Here is a 22,841-nt window from a genome sequence, read left to right on the forward strand (position 1 = left end):
ATGAACAACGAGTCCTCCAACGCCGCCGCCAACGCCAACCCGCTCGCGGCAAAACCCGCCGCCGCAAGCGACAAATCGCCGCTCGACTACCTGAAGCACAACTTCCGCGAGTACGGCATGCTGATCACGCTGGTGGCCATCATGGCCTTCTTCCAGTACATGACCGAGGGCACGCTCATGCAGCCCCTCAACCTCACCAACCTGGTCCTGCAGAACAGCTACATCGTCATCATGGCGCTGGGCATGCTGATGGTGATCGTGGCGGGCCATATCGACCTGTCGGTGGGCTCGGTGTGCGGCTTCATAGGCGCGCTGGCCGCCGTGCTGATGGTGGAGTACGGCTGGCATTTCGTGCCGGCCTCGTTGGTGTGCCTGGTCTGCGGCGCGCTGATAGGCGGCATCCAGGGATGGTTTGTCGCCTTCTTCCGCATTCCGTCCTTTATCGTCACGCTGGCGGGCATGCTGGTGTTCAAGGGGCTGGCGCTGGCCCTGCTGCAGGGCCAGTCGGTCGGCCCCTTCCCCGATTCGTTCCAGATGCTGAGTTCGGGTTTCATGCCCGACCTGTTCGGAGGCGATGGCCTGCGCATGACATCGCTGCTGCTGGGCGTGGTGCTGGCTGCCGCGCTTGCCGTGGCGGGCATACGCGCGCGCGCCAAGCAGCTCAGGCACGGCATCCAGGCCGAGCCCGCCACTTTTTTCTTTGTCAAAACGGCGGCGTTCTCGGCGCTCCTGATCTATTTCAGCTATCTGCTGGCGTCGTACAGGGGCCTGCCCAATGTGTTGATCGTGATGGCCCTGCTGATCTTCCTGTTCCATTTCGTCACCGGCCGCACCACCATAGGCCGGCGCGTCTATGCGCTGGGCGGCAACGAAAAAGCCGCCAAACTCTCGGGCATCAAGACCGAGCGCCTGGCCTTCTACACCTTCGTGAACATGGGCGTGCTGGCCGCGCTGGCGGGCCTGGTGTTCGCCGCGCGGCTGAATACCGCCACGCCCAAGGCCGGCCTGGGCTTTGAGCTCGACGTCATCGCCGCCTGCTTCATAGGCGGGGCTTCGGCCTCGGGCGGCGTCGGCAAGGTCATGGGCGCGGTGATAGGCGCGTTCGTGATGGGCGTGATGAACAACGGCATGTCCATCCTGGGCATAGGCATCGATTACCAGCAGGTCATCAAGGGCGTGGTGTTGCTGGCCGCCGTGTTTGTCGACGTCTACAACAAGAACAAGGCATGAATCCCGCCGGCGCCGCGCCCGTGCTGGAACTCGCGGGCATCCATAAACAGTTTGCGGGCATTCCGGCCTTGCACGACGTGCATTTGCGCCTGTACCCCGGTGAAATCCATGCCTTGATGGGGCAAAACGGCGCCGGCAAGTCCACGCTCATCAAGGTCCTGACCGGCGTGCTGGAAGCCAGCGGCGGCCGTATGCAACTGGACGGGAAACCTGTGTGGCCGGACTCCCCCCTGGCCGCGCAGCGCCTGGGCATCAGCACGGTCTACCAGGAAGTCAATCTTTGTCCCAACCTCTCGGTGGCGGAGAACATCTTCGCGGGCCGCTATCCGCGATGCGGAATTGCGCAGGGGTTTCGCATCGACTGGGCCGCATTGGAGCGCCGCGCGCGCGAACTGGTCGCGCGCCTGGGCCTGGACGTCGACGTCACGCGCCTGCTGTCCAGCTACCCGGTCGCCGTGCAGCAACTGGTGGCCATCGCGCGCGCCATCGGCATCGAGTCAAAAGTGCTGATCCTCGACGAGCCGACCTCCAGCCTGGACGACGACGAGGTGCAAAAACTCTTTGGCGTGTTGCGCCGCCTGCGCGATGAGGGGCTGGCCATTGTTTTTGTCACCCACTTCCTGAACCAGGTGTACGCGGTGTCGGACCGCATCACCGTGCTGCGCAACGGCACCTGGGTCGGCGAGTGGCCTGCCGGCGAACTCGGCCCCCAGGCGCTGATCGCGGCCATGCTGGGCCGGGAGCCGGCCGCGCAATCCGCCGGCGTCGCGGTGTCCCCGATCTTTGACGATGCGGTGCCGGCGCTTGTGCAAGCCGAGGGCCTGGGCCAGGCCGGCCAGTTGCAGGCCGTGGACTTGCGCGTGCGCGCCGGCGAGGTCGTGGGCCTGGCCGGGCTGCTGGGCGCGGGCCGCACGGAACTGGCGCGCCTGCTGTTCGGCCTGGAGAAACCGGATCGCGGCGTGCTCAAGGTCAACGGTGAAACGGTCGCTTTCTCCAGCCCCGGCGACGCGATCCGGCATGGCCTGGCGCTATGCCCCGAGGAGCGCAAGACCGACGGCGTCGTGGCCGAGCTGTCGGTGCGGGAAAACATCGCGCTGGCGCTGCAGGCCCGCATGGGCATGCGGCGTTCCCTGTCGCGTGCCGAACAGGCCGCATTGGCCGAACGTTTTGTCCGGGCGCTGGACATCAAGACCCCGAGTGTGGACACCCCCATAGGCCTGCTGTCGGGCGGCAACCAGCAAAAGGCCATGATCGCGCGCTGGCTCGCGACCGAGCCGCGCCTGCTGATCCTGGACGAGCCTACGCGCGGCATCGACGTGGCCGCGAAACAGGAAATCATGGCGCAGATCCTGCGCCTGGCCCAGGCCGGCATGGCCGTGATTTTCATCTCTTCCGAAATGAGCGAGGTGGTGCGCGTGGCGCACCGCATCGTGGTGCTGCGGGACCGGCGCAAGGTGGGGGAGTTGCCCGCCGGCAGCAGCGAAGACGCCGTCTACGAGTTGATTGCGGCTGAACATGTCTGAAGCAGCTTCCTCTTTTTGGACCCTCTGGCTACGGCACCGCCTGGCCTGGCCGGTCATCACGCTGGTCCTGCTGCTGGCCGTGAATACGGTTTTTAATGCCAGCTTCCTGCACATCGAGTGGCGCGACGGCCATCTGTACGGCAGCCTGATCGACATCCTCAACCGCGCCGCGCCGCTGGTGCTGGTGTCGCTGGGCATGACGATGGTCATCGCCACTCGCGGCATCGACATTTCCGTGGGGGCGGTGGTGGCCATCGCGGCGGCGCTGGCCGCGTGGATGATTGGCGGGTCGGTGGCGGGAAGCGTGAGCCGCTTTCCCATGCCGCTGGCGATTCTTGCGGCGCTGGGTATCGCGTTGCTGTGCGGGCTGTGGAACGGTCTGCTGGTTGCGAAGGTGGGGATGCAGCCGATCATCGCCACGCTGATCCTCATGGTGGCCGGCCGCGGCATCGCGCAACTGATCACCGGCGGGCAGATCATCACGATTTACTACGCGCCGTTTTTCTTCCTCGGCAGCGGTTACCTGCTGGGCCTGCCGTTTTCGCTGTTCATCGTGGCGGGGGTGTTCGCCCTGTTGTACCTGGCGGTGACGCGAACCGCCCTCGGGCTGTTCATCCAGGCGGTCGGCATCAACCCGGCCGCGGCGCGCGTCGCCGGTGTGCAGGCCCGGCGCCTGATCGTTGCGGTCTACGCCTTCTGTGGTGTGTGTGCGGGCATGGCGGGCTTGCTGATCAGCTCCAACGTCAAAAGCGCCGACGGCAACAACGCGGGCCAGTTGCTGGAGCTGGACGCGATCCTGGCGGTCACACTGGGCGGCACGGCGCTCACGGGTGGTCGCTTCAGCCTGGTGGGCAGCGCCATAGGCGCGCTGATCATCCAGGCCCTGACGTATGCCATCTATTCGCTGGGCGTGCCGCCCGAGATCAACCTGGTCGTCAAGGCCGTGGTGGTGTTTGCCGTGATGTTGATGCAGTCGGCTGAGTTCCGGGCCGAGGTCGGCATCTGGATGCGGCGGCCGGCCGCCCGAGGGATGCGGCCATGAACCGGACGCTGGCCAGGCCTCTCGGATCAGCCGCACCTGCGCCGGCGGCAGCTGCAGCGGCAGTGCCGGGCCCGCGCTTCAATCCGAAATACCTGCCGCTGGCGGCCACCATCTCGCTCTTCGTCGCCATGGCGGCGCTGGGCTCGGTGCTTTACAGCGGTTTTTTCTCGGCGCAGGTTTTTCTCAACCTGCTGGTGGACAACGCCTTCCTGATCATCGTTGCGGTGGGCATGACATTCGTCATTCTGTCGGGCGGCATCGACCTGTCGGTTGGGTCCGTGGTGGCGCTGACCACCATGGTGTCGGCCGCGCTGGTGGAGCACCACGGCTGGAGCCCGGCCGCGGTGATTCCGCTGGTGCTGCTCATGGGCACGGCTTTCGGCGCCTTTATGGGATTGCTGATTGAGCGCTTTCGCCTGCAGCCCTTCATCGTGACGCTGGCCGGGATGTTTCTCGCGCGCGGCCTGTGCTACCTCATCAGCGTCGATTCCATCAGCATCACCAACGATTTTTATTCGGAAATCTCGCAGCTGCGCATTCCCTTATGGGAAGACGCCTCGCTGTCCGTCGGCGCCGTGATCGCCGTCGTGGTGCTGCTCGCCGCGGTGTTCATCGCGCACTGCACGCCTTTCGGCCGCGCCGTCTATGCGGTCGGCGGCAACGAGCAGTCGACCCTGCTGATGGGCTTGCCGGTGCGCCGCACGCTGGTGGCGGTCTACACGCTTTCGGGATTTTGTTCGGCGCTGGCCGGGGTGGTGTTCACCTTCTACATGCTCTCGGGTTACGGCTTGCACGCCACCGGCATGGAGCTTGACGCCATCGCCGCCGTGGTCATAGGCGGCACGCTGCTCAGCGGCGGCGTGGGTTACGTGGCCGGCACCCTGTTCGGGGTGTTGATGCTCGGGATCATCCAGACCCTGATCTCTTTTGACGGCAGCCTGAGTTCCTGGTGGACGCGCATTGTCGTCGGCGTGCTGTTGTTTGTTTTTTGCCTGCTGCAGAGGCTGCTGGCAAAGCGCGCCCCCAGATCTTCCTGAATTCATTCACCAGACTTTCCCATGACAAACTCCACGCGAAAATTGCGCTCCACCGAATGGTTCGGTTCGGCCGACAAAAACGGTTTCATGTACCGCAGCTGGATGAAGAACCAGGGCATTCCCGACCATGAGTTCGACGGCCGGCCCATCATCGGCATCTGCAACACCTGGTCGGAACTCACGCCCTGCAACGCCCACTTCCGCAAAATCGCCGAGCATGTCAAGCGCGGCATCTCCGAAGCCGGCGGTTTCCCGGTGGAATTCCCGGTGTTCTCCAACGGCGAGTCCAACCTGCGGCCCACCGCCATGCTCACGCGCAACCTCGCCAGCATGGACGTGGAAGAGGCGATCCGCGGCAACCCCATTGACGCCGTGGTGCTGCTCACCGGTTGCGACAAGACCACGCCCGCGCTGCTCATGGGCGCGGCCAGCTGCGACATCCCGGCCATCGTGGTGACCGGCGGGCCCATGCTCAACGGCAAGCTCGAGGGGAAAAACATCGGCTCGGGCACGGCGGTGTGGCAACTGCACGAGTCGTTGAAGGCCGGTGAAATCCAGCTGCACCAGTTCCTGGCCGCCGAGGGCGGCATGTCGCGCTCCGCCGGCACCTGCAACACCATGGGCACGGCCTCCACCATGGCCTGCATGGCCGAGGCGCTGGGCACTTCCTTGCCGCACAACGCGGCGATTCCGGCGGTGGATGCGCGGCGTTATGTGCTGGCGCAGATGTCGGGCGCGCGTGCCGTCGAGATGGCACGCGAAGGCCTCACGCTGTCGAAAATCCTCACGCGCGAAGCCTTCGAAAACGCCATTCGCGTCAATGCCGCCATTGGCGGCTCCACCAATGCGGTGATCCACCTCAAGGCCATTGCCGGCCGCATGGGTGTGCAGCTGGACCTGGAGGACTGGACGCGTATTGGCCGCAACACGCCCACCATCGTCGACCTGCAGCCTTCCGGCCGTTTCCTGATGGAAGAGTTTTACTACGCCGGCGGCCTGCCCGCCGTGCTGCGCCGCCTGGGCGAAAACGGCCTGCTGCCGCACCCTGGTGCGCTCACCGCCAACGGCCGGTCGCTCTGGGACAACGTGCGCGAGGCCCCGCAGTACAACGACGAGGTGATACGCCCGCTCGACAATCCGCTGATCGCCGACGGCGGCATCTGCATCCTGCGCGGCAACCTGGCGCCGCGCGGCGCGGTGCTCAAGCCCTCCGCCGCCTCGCCCGAACTGCTCAAGCACCGCGGCCGCGCGGTGGTGTTCGAGAACCTGGAGCACTACAAGGAACGCATCGTCGACGAAGACCTGGACATCGATGCCAGCTGCGTCATGGTCATGAAAAACTGCGGCCCCAAGGGCTACCCCGGCATGGCCGAGGTCGGCAACATGGGCCTGCCGCCCAAGCTGTTGCGCCAGGGTATCAAGGACATGGTGCGTATCTCGGATGCCCGCATGAGCGGCACCGCTTACGGCACCGTGGTGCTGCACGTGGCGCCTGAAGCCGCGGCCGGCGGACCGCTGGCCGCCGTGCGCGACGGTGACTGGATCGAACTCGATTGTGAGGGCGGCCGCCTGCACCTGGACATCAGCGATGCCGAACTGGCTGAACGCCTCGCAAGCCTGGAGGGAAAAACACCCGCGGGCATGCGGGGCGGCTACCAGCGCCTGTATGTGGACCACGTGCTGCAAGCCGACGAGGGCTGCGATTTTGATTTTCTCGTCGGCTGCCGCGGCGCCGAAGTTCCCCGCCACTCGCACTGAACCCTCCAGGCAGTGAACCTCTGAACCTCTGAACCTCTGAACCTCTACACCGGTAAAGCATCCTCCAACAGAGCCGCACACATGACCACCTCCCGCCGGCCGCGCTACCGCGGCATCTTCCCCGTTGCCCCCACCACCTTCACCGAGGCCGGCGAGCTGGACCTGGAAAGCCAGAAGCGCTGCATCGATTTCATGATAGCCGCCGGCTCCGACGGCGTTTGCATCCTGGCCAACTTCTCCGAGCAGTTCGTGCTGTCGGACGAGGAGCGCGAAACCCTGACCCGCACCATTCTTGAACACGTGGCAGGGCGTGTGCCGGTGATCGTGACCACCACGCATTACGGCACCAGGGTCTGCGCCGAACGCAGCCGCCGCGCGCAGGACATGGGCGCGGCCATGCTGATGGTCATGCCGCCGTACCACGGCGCCACCTTTCGCGTCAGCGAACCGCAGATCTACGATTTTTATGCATCCCTGTCGGATGCGGTGGACATCCCCATCATGATCCAGGACGCGCCGGCCAGCGGCACGGTGCTTTCGGCCTGCTTTCTCGCGCGCATGGCCCGCGAGATCGAGCACGTCGCCTATTTCAAGATCGAAACCGCCGGCGCGGCGGCCAAGCTGCGCGAAATCATCCGCCTGGGCGGCGACGCGGTGGAAGGACCGTGGGACGGCGAGGAAGCCATCACCCTGCTGCCCGACCTCGATGCCGGCGCGACCGGTTCCATGACCGGCGGCGGCTACCCGGACGGCATACGCCCCATCATCGAGGCGCACCGCGAGGGTGATCACGACAAGGCTTACGCGCTTTACCAGCAGTGGCTGCCCTTGATCAATTACGAAAACCGCCAGGCCGGCCTGCTGGCCGCCAAGGCCTTGATGAAGGAGGGCGGCGTGATTGCCTGCGAGGCGCCGCGCCATCCTTTCCCGTCCATGCATCCGGACACGCGCGCCGGCCTGCTGGCGACCGCCAGGCGGCTGGACCCGCTGGTGCTGCGCTGGGGGCGCTAGCGCCCCAGACTGCCGGTTACGGGTCTACGAGGCTTTCAACGCGGCGTTGTGGCGCCGGCCTGGCGCGCCAGGTGCACCTGGTGCAGCGTGATCTTGCGCACCTCGGCCTGGCTGGTTTCGATGTGGGCGCGCAGCAGCATGGCGGCCTGGTCGCCGCGCTTGGCCTGCACCGCCTTGAGGATCTTGGCGTGTTCCTCGTAGGTCGCGTCGACGCGCGGCTGCTTGATGAAGTCGAGCCGGCGGATGATGCGGATGCGGTCGGTCACGTCGCGGTGAACGCGGGCCATCTCGGCATTGCCGGCGGCCGCCACCAGCGCGCAATGAAACGCCTCGTCCCACTGGGCCACCTGCACGTGGTCGGTGCTGCGCTGGGCCGGCGGCACCAGCCAGATGGCGTTCAGTTCAGCGAGCAGCGCCGTGTCCACCGCCTGGCTGCCGGCGCACAGGCGCTGCACGGCCGTGGTTTCCAGCACCATGCGCAGGTCGTAGAGCTGCTCGAACTTGTCGAAGTCAAAGGGCAGCACGCGCCAGCCGCTGCGAAACAGCACCTCGACGAAGCCTTCCTGCTGCAGGCGGAACAGCGCCTGGCGCACCGGCGTGCGCGAGACGCCCAGGCGCTCGCTGATTTCGGTTTCGGTGAAGCGGTCGCCCGGCACCAGCTTGAACTCGGCGATGTCGCGCTTGAGTTCGGCATAGGCCTCGTCGGCGCGCGAATGGAAGGCGGCGCCGGAAACCGGCAGTGCGGGTGCGCCGCTCATGCCAGCAGGCTCACGTGGGCGGCCACCACGCGCCAGCCGTGCGGCGTGCGCAGCCAGGTCTGGCTCTGGCGCCCGGTTTTGTCGCTGCCGGCGCGCGCGAATTCGGTGTTCGCCGTGGCGAAGTCTCGGCCGTAGGTGGTGATCACGGTGTTCATCAGGGTGCGGGCCAGCCCCTGCGACGGCCGGCCGGCGCGGAAGGCGCGTATCGCGTCGTAGCCGTGGAGGTTCTCGGTGGCGCCGTAGCGCAGCGTGTGTTCGCTGTTCCAGAACAACTCGTCGAGCACCTCCACGTTGTTGCTGACCAGCGCTTTTTCATAACGGGCAAACACCGCCGCCACTTCGGCATGAACGTCGGGCAGGTTGATGGCGTGGGTCATGATTCCCCGATTGTCAGCGAAGCCAGCGGCGCGCGGGCGATGCCGGCGGCCTCCAGTACCGCCGCCACGCGCAGCGCGCGGTCTTCGCGCCAGGGCGCCGTGATCACTTGCACGCCTATCGGCAGGCCCTCATCGGGCCACACCGGCACCGCGCAGACCGGCAGGCCTATGCAGGAAAAGGGCTGGGTCAGCAGGCCCATGCTGGGGCGCAGCGGCAGGCGTTTGCCGTTCAGCGCCAGCCACTCGGTGCCTATGGGCGTGGCGGCGCAGGGAGTGGCGGCGGCCAGCAGCACGTCGAAATGTTCGAACAGCCCAGCCACGGCCTGCGCATACAGGCGGCGTACGCGCTGGGCGCGGTCTATCCAGGCGGCCGGCAGCAGGGCGCCGGCCAGGAAGCGGTCGCGCGACAAGGGTTCAAAGTCAGCGGCGCGGCGACGCAAATCATCGATGTGCAAGGCCCCGCCCTCGGCGTTGGTGATCAGGAAGGCGGCGGCGCGGCCGGCCTCGACCATGGGCAGCTCCACCGTTTCGCGCGCGTGCAGCGCCTGGGCCACGCGCTGCACGGCGGCCCAGGCCTCGGCCTGCGCATGGTCCTGGAAGTAGCCGCCCAGCACGCCTACGCGCAGGCCGTCCATGCCTTGCGCCAGTGACGGCAACACCGGGTCGGCGCCGCGTTGCGCGCAGCCGGGGTCGCGGCGGCCGCCGCTTTCGGGCCCCTGCATGAGGTCGTACGACAGGGCCAGGTCGCGCACGGACCGCGCAAACGGCCCCAGGTGGTCCAGGCCGGAAATAAAGGGGTAGCTGCCGGTGCGCGGCAGGCGCCCGAAGGTGGGCTTGAGGCCGAACACGCCGCACAGCGAGGCCGGCACGCGGATGGAGCCGTTGGTGTCCGAACCCAGCGCCAGCGGCACCTGGCCCGCGGCCACCGCGGCGCCCGAGCCGCCCGAGGAGCCGCCGGCAATGCGCGTGAGGTCGTGCGGGTTGCGCACCGGGCCGGCATGGCTGTTTTCGGTGGTGAAGCCGTAGGCGTATTCGTCCATGTTGAGCGCGCCCACCAGCACCGCGCCGGCCGCTTCGAGTCGCTGCACCAGCAGCGCGTCGGCGGTGGCGGGCGCCCGCTCACGCTCGATGGCGGAACCCGCCAGCGTGGCCAGGCCTTCGATGTCGAACAGGTTCTTCACGGCGAAGGGCACGCCCAGCAAGGGTTGCGCAGCGAGGCCGGGTGCATCGCCCGCGAGCTGGTTGTCCAGCAAGGCCGCGCGTTGCCGCGCCCGCGAGGCCGTGACTTCGGTGAACGCGTTGACGCGGCCGTTGGTGGCGCTGATATGCGCCAGGCTGGCTTCGACCAGTGCGCCGGCGCTGACCTCGCGCGTGCGCACGGCCCGGGCCATGGCGGTGGCGTCGCCGCGCAGGCATTCAGCGGCGCCGCTCATGCGGCGGCCCCGGCGGAAGGCTCGACAGGCACAAACACCGGCGCCGGGTCGTCATGCGCCTGTAGCGGCACGGCCTGCAGCTGCGCGGCAAAGCCGGCCGCCAGCGCGAAGAACTGCAGCACGCCGGGCCGGTGCTGCGGGCTCAGCGGCAAATCCAGCGCCGCCGCGGCGGCATCGACATAGGCTTCAGTTTGGGCGGGCGTCATGCGGTCAGCGCCTGACTTCGCGCTGGAAGATTTCCAGGCTCAGTTTTTTGGTGCGTATGAAGCTGGCCTCGGACAGCGTCTCCACCGTGCGCGGCCGTGCATCGCCGTAGGGCAGGATTTCCGCCACGCGCGTCGGGCGCTTGGTCAGCAGCAGCACCTGGTCGGCCAGGTAGACGGCCTCTTCCAGGTCGTGCGAGACCAGCAGCATGGTGGTGCCGGTCTGCATGAAGACCTCCTGCAGCTTTTCGCGGATGAACAGCGTCATCTCGAAGTCCAGCGCGGAGAACGGCTCGTCCAGGAACAGCACCTCGGGATTCGGCGCCAGCGCCCGCATGATGGAGGCCGTCTGCTGCTGCCCGCCCGAGAGTTCATAGGGGTAGCGGTTCAGGTCGAACTTCACGTCGAACGACGCCACAAGCTCGGCCATGCGCCTGTCGACCTCGGCCTTGGATTTGCCTTCGAGCTTGAGCGGGTAGGCGATGTTGTCGATGGTGCGCATCCACGGGAACATGGCCTCGCGGTAGTTCTGGAAGACGTAGCCGATCTTGGTGTCCTTGAGAGACTTGCCGTCGAACAGGATCTCGCCCGCGTCTATGGGGATCAGGCCCGCAATCATGTTGATCAGCGTGGACTTGCCGCAGCCGTTGGGCCCGAACACCGAGACGATCTTGTGCTTGGGGATGTCCAGGTTGAAGTCTTCATACAGCGGCCAGCCGGCGAAGTACTTGGTCAGGCCGCGTATGGTGATGTGCGTGCCGGCCGGGCCGGGCTGGAACTCGCGCACCGGGACGTCGGCGAATACGGGGGCGTTAATTACAGCGGACATGTCGTACTCCGGTGGGTCCATCGGCAAACAGAGCAGTGAGCGACCACGGGCCTCCCACCGTCAAGCAGGGGCCGCGGAACCGGCTTTGCCGGGCCGCAGGCGCAGCGGCCCCATACGTGGAGAAAGGGGCAGCGCGCCGCAGGCTCGAAGTGAAAAGCGTGGGGGCCATTTATCTTCCACTCCAATGCACGATGCGGCGCTCAAGCACCAGGAAAAGAATGTTGAGTGCATATCCCAGCGCGCCTGCAGCCAGGATGGACGCGTACATGTCCTTCACATTCATGACCTGCTGCGAATTGATGATGCGGTTGCCCAGGCCGGTGTCGGCGCCTATGAACATTTCGGCGACGATCACGATGACCAGCGCCATGGACACCGCCGAACGCAGGCCGACAAAACTCGGCTGCAGGCTTTCCCAGATCAGCACGTCCTTGAAGACCTGCCAGCGCGAGGCGCCCATGACTTTGGCCGCCATCACGCGCTGCTTGCGCGCGTTGATCACGCCGTAGGCGCTGTTGAAGACCACGATCAGCAGCGCGCCGAAGGCGGCAATCGCCACCTTGTTGATGTCCGACACGCCGAAAATCATCAGGAACAGCGGGATCAGCGCCGAGGACGGCGTGGAGCGGAAGAAGTCGATCAGGAACTCCACGCTGCGGTAGGCCTTTTCATTGCTGCCCAGCAGCACGCCCAGCGGCATACCGACAGCCGCGGCGATCAGGAAGGCCTGCACGGTGCGCCACACGGTGACCGCAAAGTCCTTGAGCAGCGGCCCGCCGGCCAGGCCGCTGAGCAGCGCGCCCAGCGCGTCGATGGGCGGCGGCAGCAGGATGGCCTTGATGAAGCCCAGTCGCACCGCCAGGTCCCAGATGATGAAGAGCACCACCGGGCCGATGAAGGGCAGGGCCTTGTCCAGCGCCGGCTTGCGCTGCACGGCGGCCGCCGGCGCGGCCGGCGGCGTCCAGGGCTTGGCGGGTGCGGCTGTTGCGGAGGGGGTTTCCATGTTCAGCCCTTGTAGAGCATGGTGTCCACGATCAGGCGCGAGCTGAAGATGCCTTTTTCGGAGAACAGGTCGAAGAACTTCTGGAAGTGCGCCACGTCGGCCGGGGTGAACTCGTTGTACATGGTGTAGGCGGCCAGCGGCACCTCGCCGGTGAGCGGGCCTTCGATGGCGGTGTAGCCCTTGAGGTACTGGCGCGCCTCGACCGACTTGCTGCGCACGTACGCCACGCCCTTGCCGTAGGCGGCGACGAATTTTTTCGCGGCGTCGGGGTTCTTCTTGATGAAGTCCGAGGACAGCGAGGCCGAACCGCCGAACCATGGCGCCATCGGGTCGCCCAGCACGTAGCGCGCAATCACGCCGGCTTCGAGCACGCGCGTGGTGCCGTTCATGCGGCCTATGGTGCCGGTGGGCTCCAGTGTGTAAGCGCCGTCGATCTGGCCGGCGGCGAGCGCGGCCACATGCTGGCCTATGGGCAACTCGACGACCGTTGCGCCGGTGGCGCCGCCGCGCTCCAGCACGGTCTTGGCCAGCGTGACGTTCTGGATGCCGGGGCCGGAGCCGACGCGTTTGCCTTTCAGGTCGGCCATCACCTTGGCGGGGCTGGCCGCCGGCACGATGACCTCGTCGAGCACGTTCTTCACGTTGCTGGGGTTGGAGCAAAAGATCTTGAAGGTGCCGGGCTGGGCGATCTCGCCGATGGCGATGTTGGCCGAACCGGTGCCGTTGGCGGTGCCGTCGGCGCGGCCCGAGAGTACCGCCTCCATCACCTGCTGCGCACCGGCGAATTTGAGCGCCTCCACGTCCAGGCCGGCTTCCTTGAAGTAGCCCAGCTCGATCGCAGAATAAAAGGGCAGGCCGGCCGCGATGGGCCAGTAGCCGATGCGGATTTTCGGCCCGGTCTGCGCGCGCAGGAGGGCGGGCATGCCCAGCAGCCCCAGCGCCGCGCCTGCGGCCGTGGCCTTGATCAGCGAGCGGCGTGCCGGGCCGGAAGTGGCGGATGTCGGTGTGGGAACGGGCTTCATGGAATGCTCCTGCAGTGATGGATAAGCGGTGGATGAAAGTGAGCGGGACGTTCAGGCCGGCGCCGGTGCGGACGGCGCGAGTGACGAGACAGATGCGAGGTAGGCGCGCCAGCCGCCCAGGTGCGTGATGTCCTCGGCGCCCTGCACGGCATGCGCCTCGCAGACAAAACCCTGAACGCTGCCGCCGCCTTCGAGCGCCAGCGTGCCTATGCCCAGCGGCGCGGGAATCAGCGCCACGAAGGAGCCGTAGTGCTGCAGCGGCATCTCCCAGATTTCCAGCGCGATGCCCGCACCTTCGCCGGCCGCCACGCGCAGCAGCCCCGGCTTGGGCGGCACGGTGCCCGGCAGGGCATAAAAGCGGTAGTCCGGCGCGGTGCGTGCCTGGCTGATCAAGGTGGCGCCGCGCGAAGTCAGCTGGCTGTTCAGCGGCATGCCCGACAGGTGCGCGCCCACGACAGCCAGCTTCACGGTGGCCGGCGCCTGTATGCCTGGCAAGGCCACGGGTGCGGGCAGTGCTTCATTCAAGGCGCCCTGCGGCAAGCCGGTGGCGTGGTGGTAGCGCTGGCCGAGTTCGGCCAGTTGCCAGTCGCTGCCCGCCAGGCCCACCAGCGTGATGCCGAAAGGCAGGCCGTCGGGCCGCAGGCTGCTGGGCACGGACAGCGCCGCATAGTCCAGCAGGTTGACGAAGTTGGTGTAGGTGCCCAGGTGGCGGTTCAGCGTGACGGGGTCGCTCTGCATGGCCTCAAGCGTGTAGTGCGTGGGCGCGGTCGGCAGCAGCAGCACGTCGATGTCTTGCCACATCGCCGCCGCCTGCTGGCCCAGCGCGCGCAATTTCGTCTGGGCCGTGTAGAGGTCGGCGGCGCTGTACTGTTTGCCCGCGGCGATGATGCCGCGCACCGGCTCGATCACCGCGTCTTCATGCGCATCGAAAAAATCGCGCACGGCGGTGTAGCGCTCGGCCACCAGCGCGCTTTCATAGAGCAGCGCGGCCGCCTCGGCCAGCGGCGCGAAGTTGATGGGCACCGGCACGCCGCCCAGCGCCCGCATGCGCAGGGCGGCTTCGCCAAAAGCCTGCTCGGCCAGCGCGTCGCCGCAGAAGCTCAATGTTGAAGGCACACCGAAGCGAAAGCCGGCCGGCAAGGCCGTGCCGTTCATCGCCAGCACACGCGAGTACGGGTCCAGCGCGTCATAGCCCATGGCCGCTTCGAGCACGCGGGCGGCCGTGGCCACGGTGCGCGCGAAGATGGACACGCAGTCCACGCTCTGCGCGGCCGGCACCACGCCGCGCGCGCTGATCAGGCCCTTGGAGGGTTTCAGGCCCACTATGTTGTTCAGGCCCGCCGGCACGCGGCCCGAGCCCGCCGTGTCGGTACCCAGCGCGAAGTCCGCCTGCCCGGTCGCCACCACGTAGGCCGAGCCGGAACTGGACCCGCCTGATATATAGGCCGGGTTGATCGCATTGGGCACGGCGCCATAAGGTGAGCGCGTGCCGTTCAGGCCGCAGGCGAACTGGTCCAGGTTGGTCTTGCCCAGCAGTTGCGCACCCGCATCGAGCAGCTTTTGCACCACGGCGGCGTTCGCCATCGGCGTGTAGGCGAAGGCGGGGCAGGCGGCGGTGGTGGGCACGCCGGCGACGTCGATGTTGTCTTTGGCCGCGAAGGACAGGCCGGCGAGGGCGCCAGTGCCGCCGGGCGGGAAGGCCGGTGTCCGGGTGATCCAGGCCTGCGGCGCGAGTGCTGTGTCCGCGCCTGCATACGGCGCCGCCGGCCCAAGCGCGGCGGGGTTTGCGGAGGGATTCAATGTTGAGGAAATGTGCACCACTTGAAAGCATCCATACTTGTGTACAAGACGAGATGCAAGAGCTGTGCCAATCCGGACTGCCTCGTTGCAGGCCCGCTTTGCGCGCAGAGACGATGGCTGCAATCGCAGCACGGATTCCATTGTGTTGGTTTAAGTCATTAATAAAACTATTTCGCGGCGATTAATCGGTCGGGTTGTATCTAATACAGTAGAGAGCATGGAAAAAACGCGCTCAAGCAACCCGGCTCCCCTGCGCGCCGTGCTGTTTGACGCCTACGGCACGCTGTTCGACGTCTACAGCGTGGGCCTGCTGGCTGAGCAGCTGTTCCCCGGAAAAGGCGAAGCGCTGGGCGTGCTCTGGCGCGACAAGCAGATCGAATACACGCGGCTGGTGACTATCAGCAACGGCGGCGCGCACTACCGGCCTTTCTGGGACCTCACGCGCGCCGGCCTGCGGTATGCCTGCAAGCGCCTGGCGCTGGACCTGGCCCCGGGGCAGGAAGAGCAGCTCATGAACCAGTACCGCCACCTGTCGGCCTTCCCGGAGAACCGCGAGGTGTTGCAGGCGCTGAAGGCGCGCGGCGTGGTCACCGGCATCCTGTCCAACGGCGACCCGTCCATGCTGGGTGTGGCGGTACGTTCGGCCGGGCTTGAAGACCTGCTGGACCACGTGATCAGCGTGGATGCCATCCGCAAATACAAGACGGCCCCCGAGGCCTATGCGCTGGGGCTTGAAGCCACCGGCCTGGAAGCCGCGCAAATCGCCTTTGTGAGCTGCAATGGTTGGGACGCACTGGCCGCCACCTGGTACGGCTACCAGACGCTGTGGGTCAACCGTTACCAGCTACCCTTTGAAGAACTTGGCACACAGCCCGTCTACACCGGCAGCAGCCTGCGCGACGTGCTCGCGCTGCCTTTCCAGTAATCCGCTTTCATTTTCTATCTTTGGTTTTCTGAAAAAGGGACAACACCATGAGCACCAGCACCGCGAACAACACCGCACGCACAACAAGCCACCGCCTCCAGGTGGCCACCGGCCTGTACCGCTTCATCGAAGACGAGGTGCTGCCCGGCACCGGCGTGGCCGCCGGCGCGTTCTGGAAGGGCTTTGACGCCATCGTCGCCGAGCTGGCCCCGAAGAACATCGCCCTGCTGGCCGAGCGCGACCGCCTGCAAACCGAACTCGACACCTGGCACAAAGCCAACCCCGGCCCCATCGCCGACATGAAGGCCTACCGCGGCTTCCTCGAAAGCATCGGCTACCTGGTGCCGCACCCGAAAAAGGTCGGCATCACCACCGCCAACGTTGACGCCGAACTGGCCAGGCAGGCCGGCCCGCAACTCGTGGTGCCCATCCTCAACGCGCGCTACGCGCTCAACGCCGCCAACGCGCGCTGGGGCAGCCTGTATGACGCGCTCTACGGCACCGACGTGATCGCCGAAACCGACGGCGCCGAAAAAGGCAAGGGCTACAACCCGGTGCGCGGCGCCAAGGTGATTGAGTACGCGCGCTACGTGCTGGACCGCACCGCACCGCTCAAGAAGGGCTCGCACATTGACTCGACCGGCTACGCCGTCAAGGGCGGCAAGCTGGTCGTCACCCTCAAGGGCAAGAAGGGCGCGGAGACCACCACGCTGGAAGACGCCGCCCAGCTCATCGGCTACCAGGGCAAAGCATCGGCGCCCTCGTCGGTGCTGCTGCAGCACAACGGCCTGCACCTGGACATCCGCATGGACCGCGCAACGCCCATCGGCAAGACCGATGCGGCCGGCGTCAGCGACCTGGTCGTCGAAGCGGCGCTCTCGACCATCCTGGACCTGGAAGATTCAGTGGCCGTGGTCGATGCCGAAGACAAGGTGCTGGCCTACCGCAACTGGCTGGGCATCTTGCAGGGCACGCTGACCGAAAGCGTGACCAAGGACGGCAAGACTTTCACGCGCGGCCTGAACCCGGACCGCGAATACACCTCGCCGCAAGGCAAGCCGGTCGCGCTGCATGGCCGCTCGCTGATGTTCGTGCGCAATGTCGGCCACCTGATGACCAACCCGGCCGTGTTGTACACAGCGGCCGACGGCAACACGCTTGAAATCCCCGAAGGCATCCTGGACGCCGTGGTTACGACCACGATCGCCATCCATGATTTGAAGCGCAAAGGAAAAGCCGGCATCAGGAACTCCCGCAAGGGCTCGGTCTACATCGTCAAGCCCAAGATGCACGGTCCGGCCGAGGTGGCCTTTGCCGCCGAGCTGTTCAGCCGCGTCGAAAAAATGCTGGGCCTGCCTGACAGCACCGTCAAGCTCGGCATCATGGACGAAGAGCGCCGCACCAGCGTCAACCTGAAAGCCTGCATCGCCGCCGCCTCCAGCCGAGTGGCCTTCATCAACACCGGTTTCCTGGACCGCACCGGCGATGAAATGCACACGGCCATGCACGCCGGCCCCATGATCCGCAAGGGCGACATGAAGGCCAGCGCCTGGATCGCCGCCTATGAAAAGAACAACGTGCTGGTGGGCCTGTCCTGCGGCCTGCGCGGCAAGGCGCAGATCGGCAAGGGCATGTGGGCCATGCCTGACCTCATGAAAGCCATGATGGAGCAGAAGATCGCGCACCCGAAAGCCGGCGCCAACACCGCCTGGGTGCCCAGCCCCACCGGCGCCACGCTGCATGCGCTGCACTACCACCAGGTCAAGGTCAGCAAGGTGCAGAAAGAGCTCGAGAAAATCGACGCCAACAAGGAGCGCAACGCCCTGCTCAACGGCCTGCTGCAAATCCCCGTGACGCGCACGCCGGCTTGGAGTGCGGAAGCGAAACAGCAGGAGCTCGACAACAACGCCCAGGGCATCCTCGGCTACGTGGTGCGCTGGATAGACCAGGGTGTGGGCTGCTCCAAGGTGCCCGACATCCACAACGTCGGCCTGATGGAAGACCGCGCCACGCTGCGCATCAGCAGCCAGCACATGGCCAACTGGCTGCTGCACGGCGTGGTGACCAAGGCGCAGGTCACGGAAACCTTTGAGCGCATGGCCGCCGTGGTCGACAAGCAGAACGCCGGTGATCCGCTCTACAAACCCATGGCCGGCAACTTCGAAACTTCCGCCGCCTACAAGGCCGCGCGCGATCTGGTGTTCAAGGGGCTGGAGCAGCCCAGCGGCTATACCGAGCCGCTGCTGCACGCCTGGCGTTTGAAGGTGAAAGCGGGAACTGCTTAGAACCTGTTCACGGCCTTAACGGGGCCGCGTTGGGGTGCAATCGGGATGAGTGGGCCGACCGGGCACGCCGCATGGGCTAATGCCCATGCAAGGGCTCGGGTGGCTCAATCGCCCGACCGCCCAGCCGGCCGGCTGGGCGTCGTGCAGCTGCCCCAACGGGGATGCAAACGCGACCGCGTTTGCGTCACCCCAACCCGGAGGGCAAGCCCCTTCTCGGGCGGTCTGCGGCGTTGCGGCGCTGGCCCATAGCGGTGCTATGGGCTGGCGCACCGCGCCTTGCATCCCATCCCGAGAAGGGGCTTGCGCGGCCCCGTTTAGGCCGTGAACAGGTTCTTAAAGCTCGCCGGCATCCACCAGTTGCCGCTGCTTGATCACGACGCGCAGGCTGGGGTGGTCCGGCCTGCCCGTGCGGAACAGCATCACGTCGGCGTCCGCGCTGACCCAGGAGGCGCTGTCGCCCGCCGCGAGTTCGGGGCCCAGCCTGGCGCGCAGTGATTGCAGCAAATCCGCCTGAATCCGCGCCATGGCTGCCTCAGCGCCCGGGCCGGAAGCGGGATTGAGCAGCACCAGGTCCATCTGAGCGAGCTTCTCGTGGGTAAAAAACAGGGTCTGCTCGAAATGCGCGCTTTCGCACAGCGCATCGGGCACGCGCAGCGATCCCAATGCGCCTGATGACAGGCGCCGCGGCGACCTGACCGGCTGGGCATCCGCAAGGCTTGCGGCGACCTGCTCGTGGCTCATGCCCAGCAAGGCGGCGTTTTCGAGCACGGTGCGGGACCAGGCGCTGGAGCAAAGGCACAGCGCGCCGGCCAGCAGCCAGGAAGATAGCAAAGAACCAAGCCGAGGTGAGGCCAAAACATGCTCCGCGAGAAATGAGGGGTATTAAGGCAGTGTTGCGCCCACCCGACCCTTGCAAAGAAACGCCGATCTTACAAAAACCCCCTGCAAGCGTGCATTCGGGGGATTTAAGCGGCAGCTTGCGCTGAATTGCCTGGAGAGTGCGGCATTCGCGCGCACCCATCATATGTATGCAGTCGAAACCAAGTGAAACACTTTGCAAGCATCTCAATGGAAACACAGTTGGCCTTTACGCTAGACATCTCACTCGCCCGGCCCATGACGGTTGCAAGCTGGCTGGTTGAGCGTTATCCCTTCATTTTTCCGGAAATCCTGGCTCCAGATGGCTTCGCAACCTGACGTTCTTCAATCCTGTCTCCAGGCGGCGGCCGCAGCGGCCCGGCCCGCTCTGGAGAAGTGCATGGAAGACGCGGTCGCCGGCCTGCAGGTGGCCGAGACCCAGAGCATGAAAGCAGTGGAGCGTGACGAAATCGGCACGGCCTGGCGCGAACTGCTCAAAAACAAATCCAGCTGGAGCGCGCAGTACCCGGCCAACCTGCTGGTCCACTTCAAGACCCATGCGGCCGCCGCGGCGCAGGCCGCGCGCAGCCCCGAAGCCTCCCAGGAACAGCTCACGGCCGCAGCCGCGGCTTCGTCGAGCGCCTTTGCGTCCCTGACGCAAGCCAGCTTTTCCCTGGTCGACGACAAGGACGTGTCGCAGGCGATTGAATCTTCGCGGCTGCTCCAGCAGGTCTTGCCGGCCGTCGACCACGTGCTGGCCGAACTCAACAAGCTGATCAGCACGGTGCAGGGCCTGCCCAACGTGCGGGCCGAGCTCAATCCGCTGCGCCCGGAAGTCTTTGCGCAAACCCTGCGCGAGATGATAGAGGCGGCCAATACCGCGCCGGCCAATGCGTCGCTGTGGCTCAAATACATGGCCGAGCCGCTGGGACGCGAACTCACGCGGCTCTATGAACGGCTGGTGAACCAGCTCGAACTCGCCAATGTCCAGGGCGCCAGCTACCGCGTGCTGCCGACACCCGCCAGCGTGGGCCGGGCGCGGGGCCGGGGCGGCAACGGCTCGAGCGGCAGCGGCACCGGATCAGGCGGCGTCGAGGGTGGCGGCGCGATCGCCGGCAGTGGCGAGGAAGCCGGCGCCAAACCGGCGCCGGAATACGCCGACCTGTCCAACTACGAAATCCGCGACGAGCTGTTCCAGGACTTCCTGTTCCACGGCGGCAGCAACGCGCACCACGGGCTGACGCCCTCTTATTACGAAACCGTTGAGGAAGAGCTGGCCGCCTTGCAGTCCGCGCCCGACTCCGGTTCCGCGCCGCTGGCTGAGTCGCGCCCCGGCTACCTGTCCGACTACGAGGACATGCCGGCCGTGGACCGGCCGCAGCGTCTGGTCGACGAGCGCAGCCAGCTCAGCCCCAAGGTATGGGGCTCGTACGCCAAGCCCCGGGAACGCGCCATCGTGCGCACCCAGCTCAAGAAGGAAGCTCGCCAGGTCGGCCAGGTGCTGGGCCTGGAAGTGGTGCGCAAGCTGGTCAACCAGGTGGCACAGGACCCGCGCCTGCTGGTGCCGGTGCGCGAAGCCATCGTGGCGCTGGAGCCTTCGCTGCTGCGGCTGGCGATGGTGGACCCGCGCTTTTTCAGCGACGAAGGCCATGCCGGGCGCCGCGTCATGGAGCGTGTTGCCCAGCGCAGCTTCAAGTACAACGACGAATTCAGCCCCGAGTTCCTGGCCTTTTTCGAGCCCGTCACGCGCGCTTTCAATGAGCTCAACGGCCTCACGATCGAGGACGCGCAGCCTTTCGCCATGGCGCTGGCCACGCTGGAATACGGCTGGGACGAGCAGGACCAGCTCGAATCGGAAAACCGCAACAACGTGCTGCAGGCGCTGCGCTTTGCCGAAGAGCGGCAGACGCAGGCCGACCAGATCGCCTTTGAACTGAGCACGCGCGCCGACCTGGACAAGGTTCCCGGCCTGGTGCTCGACTTCCTGTTCGGCCCCTGGGCGCTGGCCATGGCGCATGCCAGACTTGCCGACACGCGCAACCAGGTCGATCCCATGGGTTTCGGCTCGGTGGTGCCCGACCTGCTGTGGAGCGTCAAGCGGGAAGTCACCCTCAAGCGCCCGGCCAAGCTGATCGAGATGATCCCCAGCCTGCTGGGCAAGCTGCACGAAGGTCTGGCCTTGCTGGGGCAGGACCCGCGCGAGAGCGAGCCCTTTTTTGAAGGCCTGATGAAATTGCACCGGCCGGTGCTCAAGTTGCGCCGCCTGAAAAGCCAGCGCGATGCCGAAGAGTCGGGTCTGACGTCGCTGGACTCGGGCTCCATGCCGCTGGAGGCCGAAGAGCTTCCGGCCACGCCGGAGCAGCGCCGCGCCAAGGCGGCCGCCCATCCCTGGCTGGCGCGCGACGACCTCGACGCCGCCGGCTTTGAAGACACGCTGCCCACAGCGCCCGGCGAGCTCATGCCGCTGGAAGAAGAGCACGAAAAACCCGCTGCGGTGCAGGCCGTAAAAGCCGCAAGGGCCGCACTGGCCGCCGCGGAGGAAATCGACTCCTCCCATGCCGAACTCCTCGCCGAGCAGCAAGCCTGCGCCGTGCCGGCGCTGGCCCAGGGCGATGCCGAGCGCCTGCTGATGAGCCTGCGCTCGGGTCATTGGGTAGATCTCTATTCACGCCGCCGCTGGCTGCGCGCCCAGCTGATATGGGCCAGCACCAAGGGCACGCTGTTCATGTTCGTGAGCCACGGCGGCCAGCCGCACTCCATGACCAAACGCAGTTGTGAGCGCCTGATCCGGGAACGCCTGCTCAGGCCGGTGGACAACCAGGGCGTGGTGGCGCAGGCGCTGGACGCGGTCGCCTCGGAAGTCGCTTCCCAAACCACGCCGGCCGCCCAGGCCGAGCCGGAAACCGCATAAAGCGGCAGGCCGGGCGCGCGCACGCGGCGCTGTCTGACGCTGCCGGGCAAGGCAGGCGCGCACACTGATGGATTCCTTTTTATCTTTAAGGGCAAGCCATGATTGAAAAAAACGCCTCCGTCCAATGGGAAGGCTCCGGCAAAAAAGGCCAGGGCCGCATCAGCACCGAAACCGGCGCGCTCACCGCTTATCCCTACGGCTTCGGCAGCCGCTTTGAAGACGACCGCAGCGGCACCAACCCCGAAGAGCTGCTGGGCGCGGCCCACGCGGCCTGTTTCACCATGGCGTTTTCTTTCGCCTGCGACAAGGCCGGCTTTCCCACGGCCTCGGTCAAGACCACTGCCAAGGTCAGGTTGACGCCGCAGGGCGACGGCTTCCTGATCGACCGCATCGCACTGACGCTGGAGGCCGTCATCCCCGGCATTGACGAAGCGAAATTCCAGGAGCTGGCCGATGGCGCCAAGAAGGCCTGCCCGCTTTCCAAGGCGCTGGCCAGCGTGCCGGAAATCACCCTCGCGGCCACGCTGCGCGCATAAGAAATCCACACCCATGAGCCAAAAAACCAATTTTTCGTTTGAAGTGCAATACGCCGAGACAAGCGCCGCCGCCAAGGACGAGCGCGACGGCGTGATGGCCTCGTTGGGGCCTTCGCTGCAGAAGCTGTTCGCGGCGAACGATCCTTCGGCTACTGTGACCGTGAGCGACAGCCACAAAGGCAGCGACAACAAGCTCATCGAATTGGTCACCACGCTGCAGGACGGCGAGATCGCCGGCATTTTGCAGGCGTTTTCCGGCCAGCACGGCGTGACGGTGAGCGCGCTGGAATAAACGCCCGG

At 66.3% G+C, this 22,841-nt stretch carries 20 protein-coding genes; 11 read left to right on the forward strand and 9 right to left on the reverse strand.

The window, feature by feature from the left end; translation table 11 throughout:
• From mmsB to ACLV74_RS20960, 6 genes are all read left to right on the forward strand, one after another.
• Positions 1-1,230 carry a multiple monosaccharide ABC transporter permease gene (mmsB, locus tag ACLV74_RS20935; RefSeq protein WP_411881346.1) on the forward strand — a complete coding sequence of 410 codons (1,230 nt, stop codon included), beginning with the start codon at positions 1-3 and terminating at the stop codon, positions 1,228-1,230.
• On the forward strand, positions 1,227-2,753 hold the full coding sequence (locus ACLV74_RS20940) for a sugar ABC transporter ATP-binding protein (RefSeq protein ID WP_411881347.1): 1,527 nt from the start codon (positions 1,227-1,229) through the stop codon (positions 2,751-2,753). Before mmsB ends, ACLV74_RS20940 begins: the two co-directional genes overlap by 4 nt.
• On the forward strand, positions 2,746-3,795 hold the full coding sequence (locus ACLV74_RS20945) for an ABC transporter permease (RefSeq protein ID WP_411881348.1): 1,050 nt from the start codon (positions 2,746-2,748) through the stop codon (positions 3,793-3,795). The genes ACLV74_RS20940 and ACLV74_RS20945 overlap by 8 nt, the downstream gene beginning before the upstream one ends.
• Positions 3,792-4,832, forward strand: coding sequence for a galactofuranose ABC transporter, permease protein YjfF (gene yjfF, locus ACLV74_RS20950; protein WP_411881349.1), 1,041 nt, complete (start codon positions 3,792-3,794; stop codon positions 4,830-4,832). The genes ACLV74_RS20945 and yjfF overlap by 4 nt, the downstream gene beginning before the upstream one ends.
• A 21-nt stretch (positions 4,833-4,853) precedes the next feature.
• Positions 4,854-6,590, forward strand: coding sequence for an IlvD/Edd family dehydratase (locus ACLV74_RS20955; RefSeq protein WP_411881350.1), 1,737 nt, complete (start codon positions 4,854-4,856; stop codon positions 6,588-6,590).
• 81 nt (positions 6,591-6,671) lie between these two features.
• The gene (locus tag ACLV74_RS20960; RefSeq protein ID WP_411881351.1) at positions 6,672-7,601 is read left to right on the forward strand and encodes a dihydrodipicolinate synthase family protein; all 930 of its coding nucleotides are present in this window, start codon (positions 6,672-6,674) and stop codon (positions 7,599-7,601) included.
• A gap of 35 nt (positions 7,602-7,636) precedes the next feature.
• Here ACLV74_RS20960 and ACLV74_RS20965 read toward each other — a convergent pair whose 3' ends face one another.
• The 8 genes from ACLV74_RS20965 to atzF form a co-directional block, all read right to left on the reverse strand.
• Positions 7,637-8,359 (reverse strand): GntR family transcriptional regulator, encoded by a 723-nt coding sequence (locus ACLV74_RS20965; RefSeq protein WP_411881352.1) that lies wholly within the window; start codon positions 8,357-8,359, stop codon positions 7,637-7,639.
• Positions 8,356-8,736, reverse strand: a complete 381-nt coding sequence (gene hpxZ / locus ACLV74_RS20970) for an oxalurate catabolism protein HpxZ (protein ID WP_411881353.1) — start codon at positions 8,734-8,736, stop codon at positions 8,356-8,358. The genes ACLV74_RS20965 and hpxZ overlap by 4 nt, the downstream gene beginning before the upstream one ends.
• Entirely contained in the window at positions 8,733-10,169 is a 1,437-nt protein-coding gene (locus ACLV74_RS20975) for an AtzE family amidohydrolase (RefSeq protein ID WP_411881354.1), read from the reverse strand. The genes hpxZ and ACLV74_RS20975 overlap by 4 nt, the downstream gene beginning before the upstream one ends.
• A complete protein-coding gene (locus ACLV74_RS20980; protein WP_411881355.1) occupies positions 10,166-10,375 on the reverse strand; it encodes an AtzG-like protein in 210 nt (69 codons plus the stop codon). The genes ACLV74_RS20975 and ACLV74_RS20980 overlap by 4 nt, the downstream gene beginning before the upstream one ends.
• 4 nt (positions 10,376-10,379) lie before the next feature.
• Complete coding sequence (locus ACLV74_RS20985) at positions 10,380-11,201, reverse strand: ABC transporter ATP-binding protein (RefSeq protein WP_411881356.1); 822 nt, start codon at positions 11,199-11,201, stop codon at positions 10,380-10,382.
• 169 nt (positions 11,202-11,370) lie between these two features.
• Positions 11,371-12,204 carry an ABC transporter permease gene (locus ACLV74_RS20990; protein ID WP_411881357.1) on the reverse strand — a complete coding sequence of 278 codons (834 nt, stop codon included), beginning with the start codon at positions 12,202-12,204 and terminating at the stop codon, positions 11,371-11,373.
• A gap of 2 nt (positions 12,205-12,206) precedes the next feature.
• Positions 12,207-13,226, reverse strand: a complete 1,020-nt coding sequence (locus tag ACLV74_RS20995) for an ABC transporter substrate-binding protein (RefSeq protein WP_411881358.1) — start codon at positions 13,224-13,226, stop codon at positions 12,207-12,209.
• A gap of 51 nt (positions 13,227-13,277) precedes the next feature.
• A complete protein-coding gene (atzF, locus tag ACLV74_RS21000; protein WP_411881359.1) occupies positions 13,278-15,026 on the reverse strand; it encodes an allophanate hydrolase in 1,749 nt (582 codons plus the stop codon).
• 217 nt (positions 15,027-15,243) lie between these two features.
• On the opposite strand from atzF, the gene ACLV74_RS21005 reads away from it, so the two are divergent.
• Positions 15,244-15,951, forward strand: a complete 708-nt coding sequence (locus tag ACLV74_RS21005; protein WP_411881360.1) for a haloacid dehalogenase type II — start codon at positions 15,244-15,246, stop codon at positions 15,949-15,951.
• Positions 15,952-15,998: 47 nt separating this feature from the next.
• The gene (locus ACLV74_RS21010) at positions 15,999-18,236 is read left to right on the forward strand and encodes a malate synthase G (protein ID WP_411881361.1); all 2,238 of its coding nucleotides are present in this window, start codon (positions 15,999-16,001) and stop codon (positions 18,234-18,236) included.
• 333 nt (positions 18,237-18,569) lie between these two features.
• Here the strand turns inward: ACLV74_RS21010 and ACLV74_RS21015 are convergent, their stop codons facing one another.
• On the reverse strand, positions 18,570-19,067 hold the full coding sequence (locus ACLV74_RS21015; protein WP_411881362.1) for a hypothetical protein: 498 nt from the start codon (positions 19,065-19,067) through the stop codon (positions 18,570-18,572).
• Between the two features lie 349 nt (positions 19,068-19,416).
• Here ACLV74_RS21015 and ACLV74_RS21020 point away from each other — a divergent pair, with 349 nt between their 5' ends.
• The 3 genes from ACLV74_RS21020 to ACLV74_RS21030 all read left to right on the forward strand — a co-directional run bounded on the left by ACLV74_RS21020 (position 19,417) and on the right by ACLV74_RS21030 (position 22,833).
• Positions 19,417-22,005, forward strand: a complete 2,589-nt coding sequence (locus ACLV74_RS21020; RefSeq protein WP_411881363.1) for a DUF1631 family protein — start codon at positions 19,417-19,419, stop codon at positions 22,003-22,005.
• A 98-nt stretch (positions 22,006-22,103) separates the two neighbouring features.
• Entirely contained in the window at positions 22,104-22,541 is a 438-nt protein-coding gene (locus ACLV74_RS21025; protein ID WP_411881364.1) for an OsmC family protein, read from the forward strand.
• 13 nt (positions 22,542-22,554) lie between these two features.
• On the forward strand, positions 22,555-22,833 hold the full coding sequence (locus tag ACLV74_RS21030; RefSeq protein ID WP_411881365.1) for a hypothetical protein: 279 nt from the start codon (positions 22,555-22,557) through the stop codon (positions 22,831-22,833).
• The last annotated feature ends 8 nt before the right edge of the window (positions 22,834-22,841 follow it).

It is taken from the genome of Polaromonas sp. YR568, assembly GCF_943369415.1.
Taxonomy (GTDB): Bacteria; Pseudomonadota; Gammaproteobacteria; order Burkholderiales; family Burkholderiaceae_C; genus Polaromonas.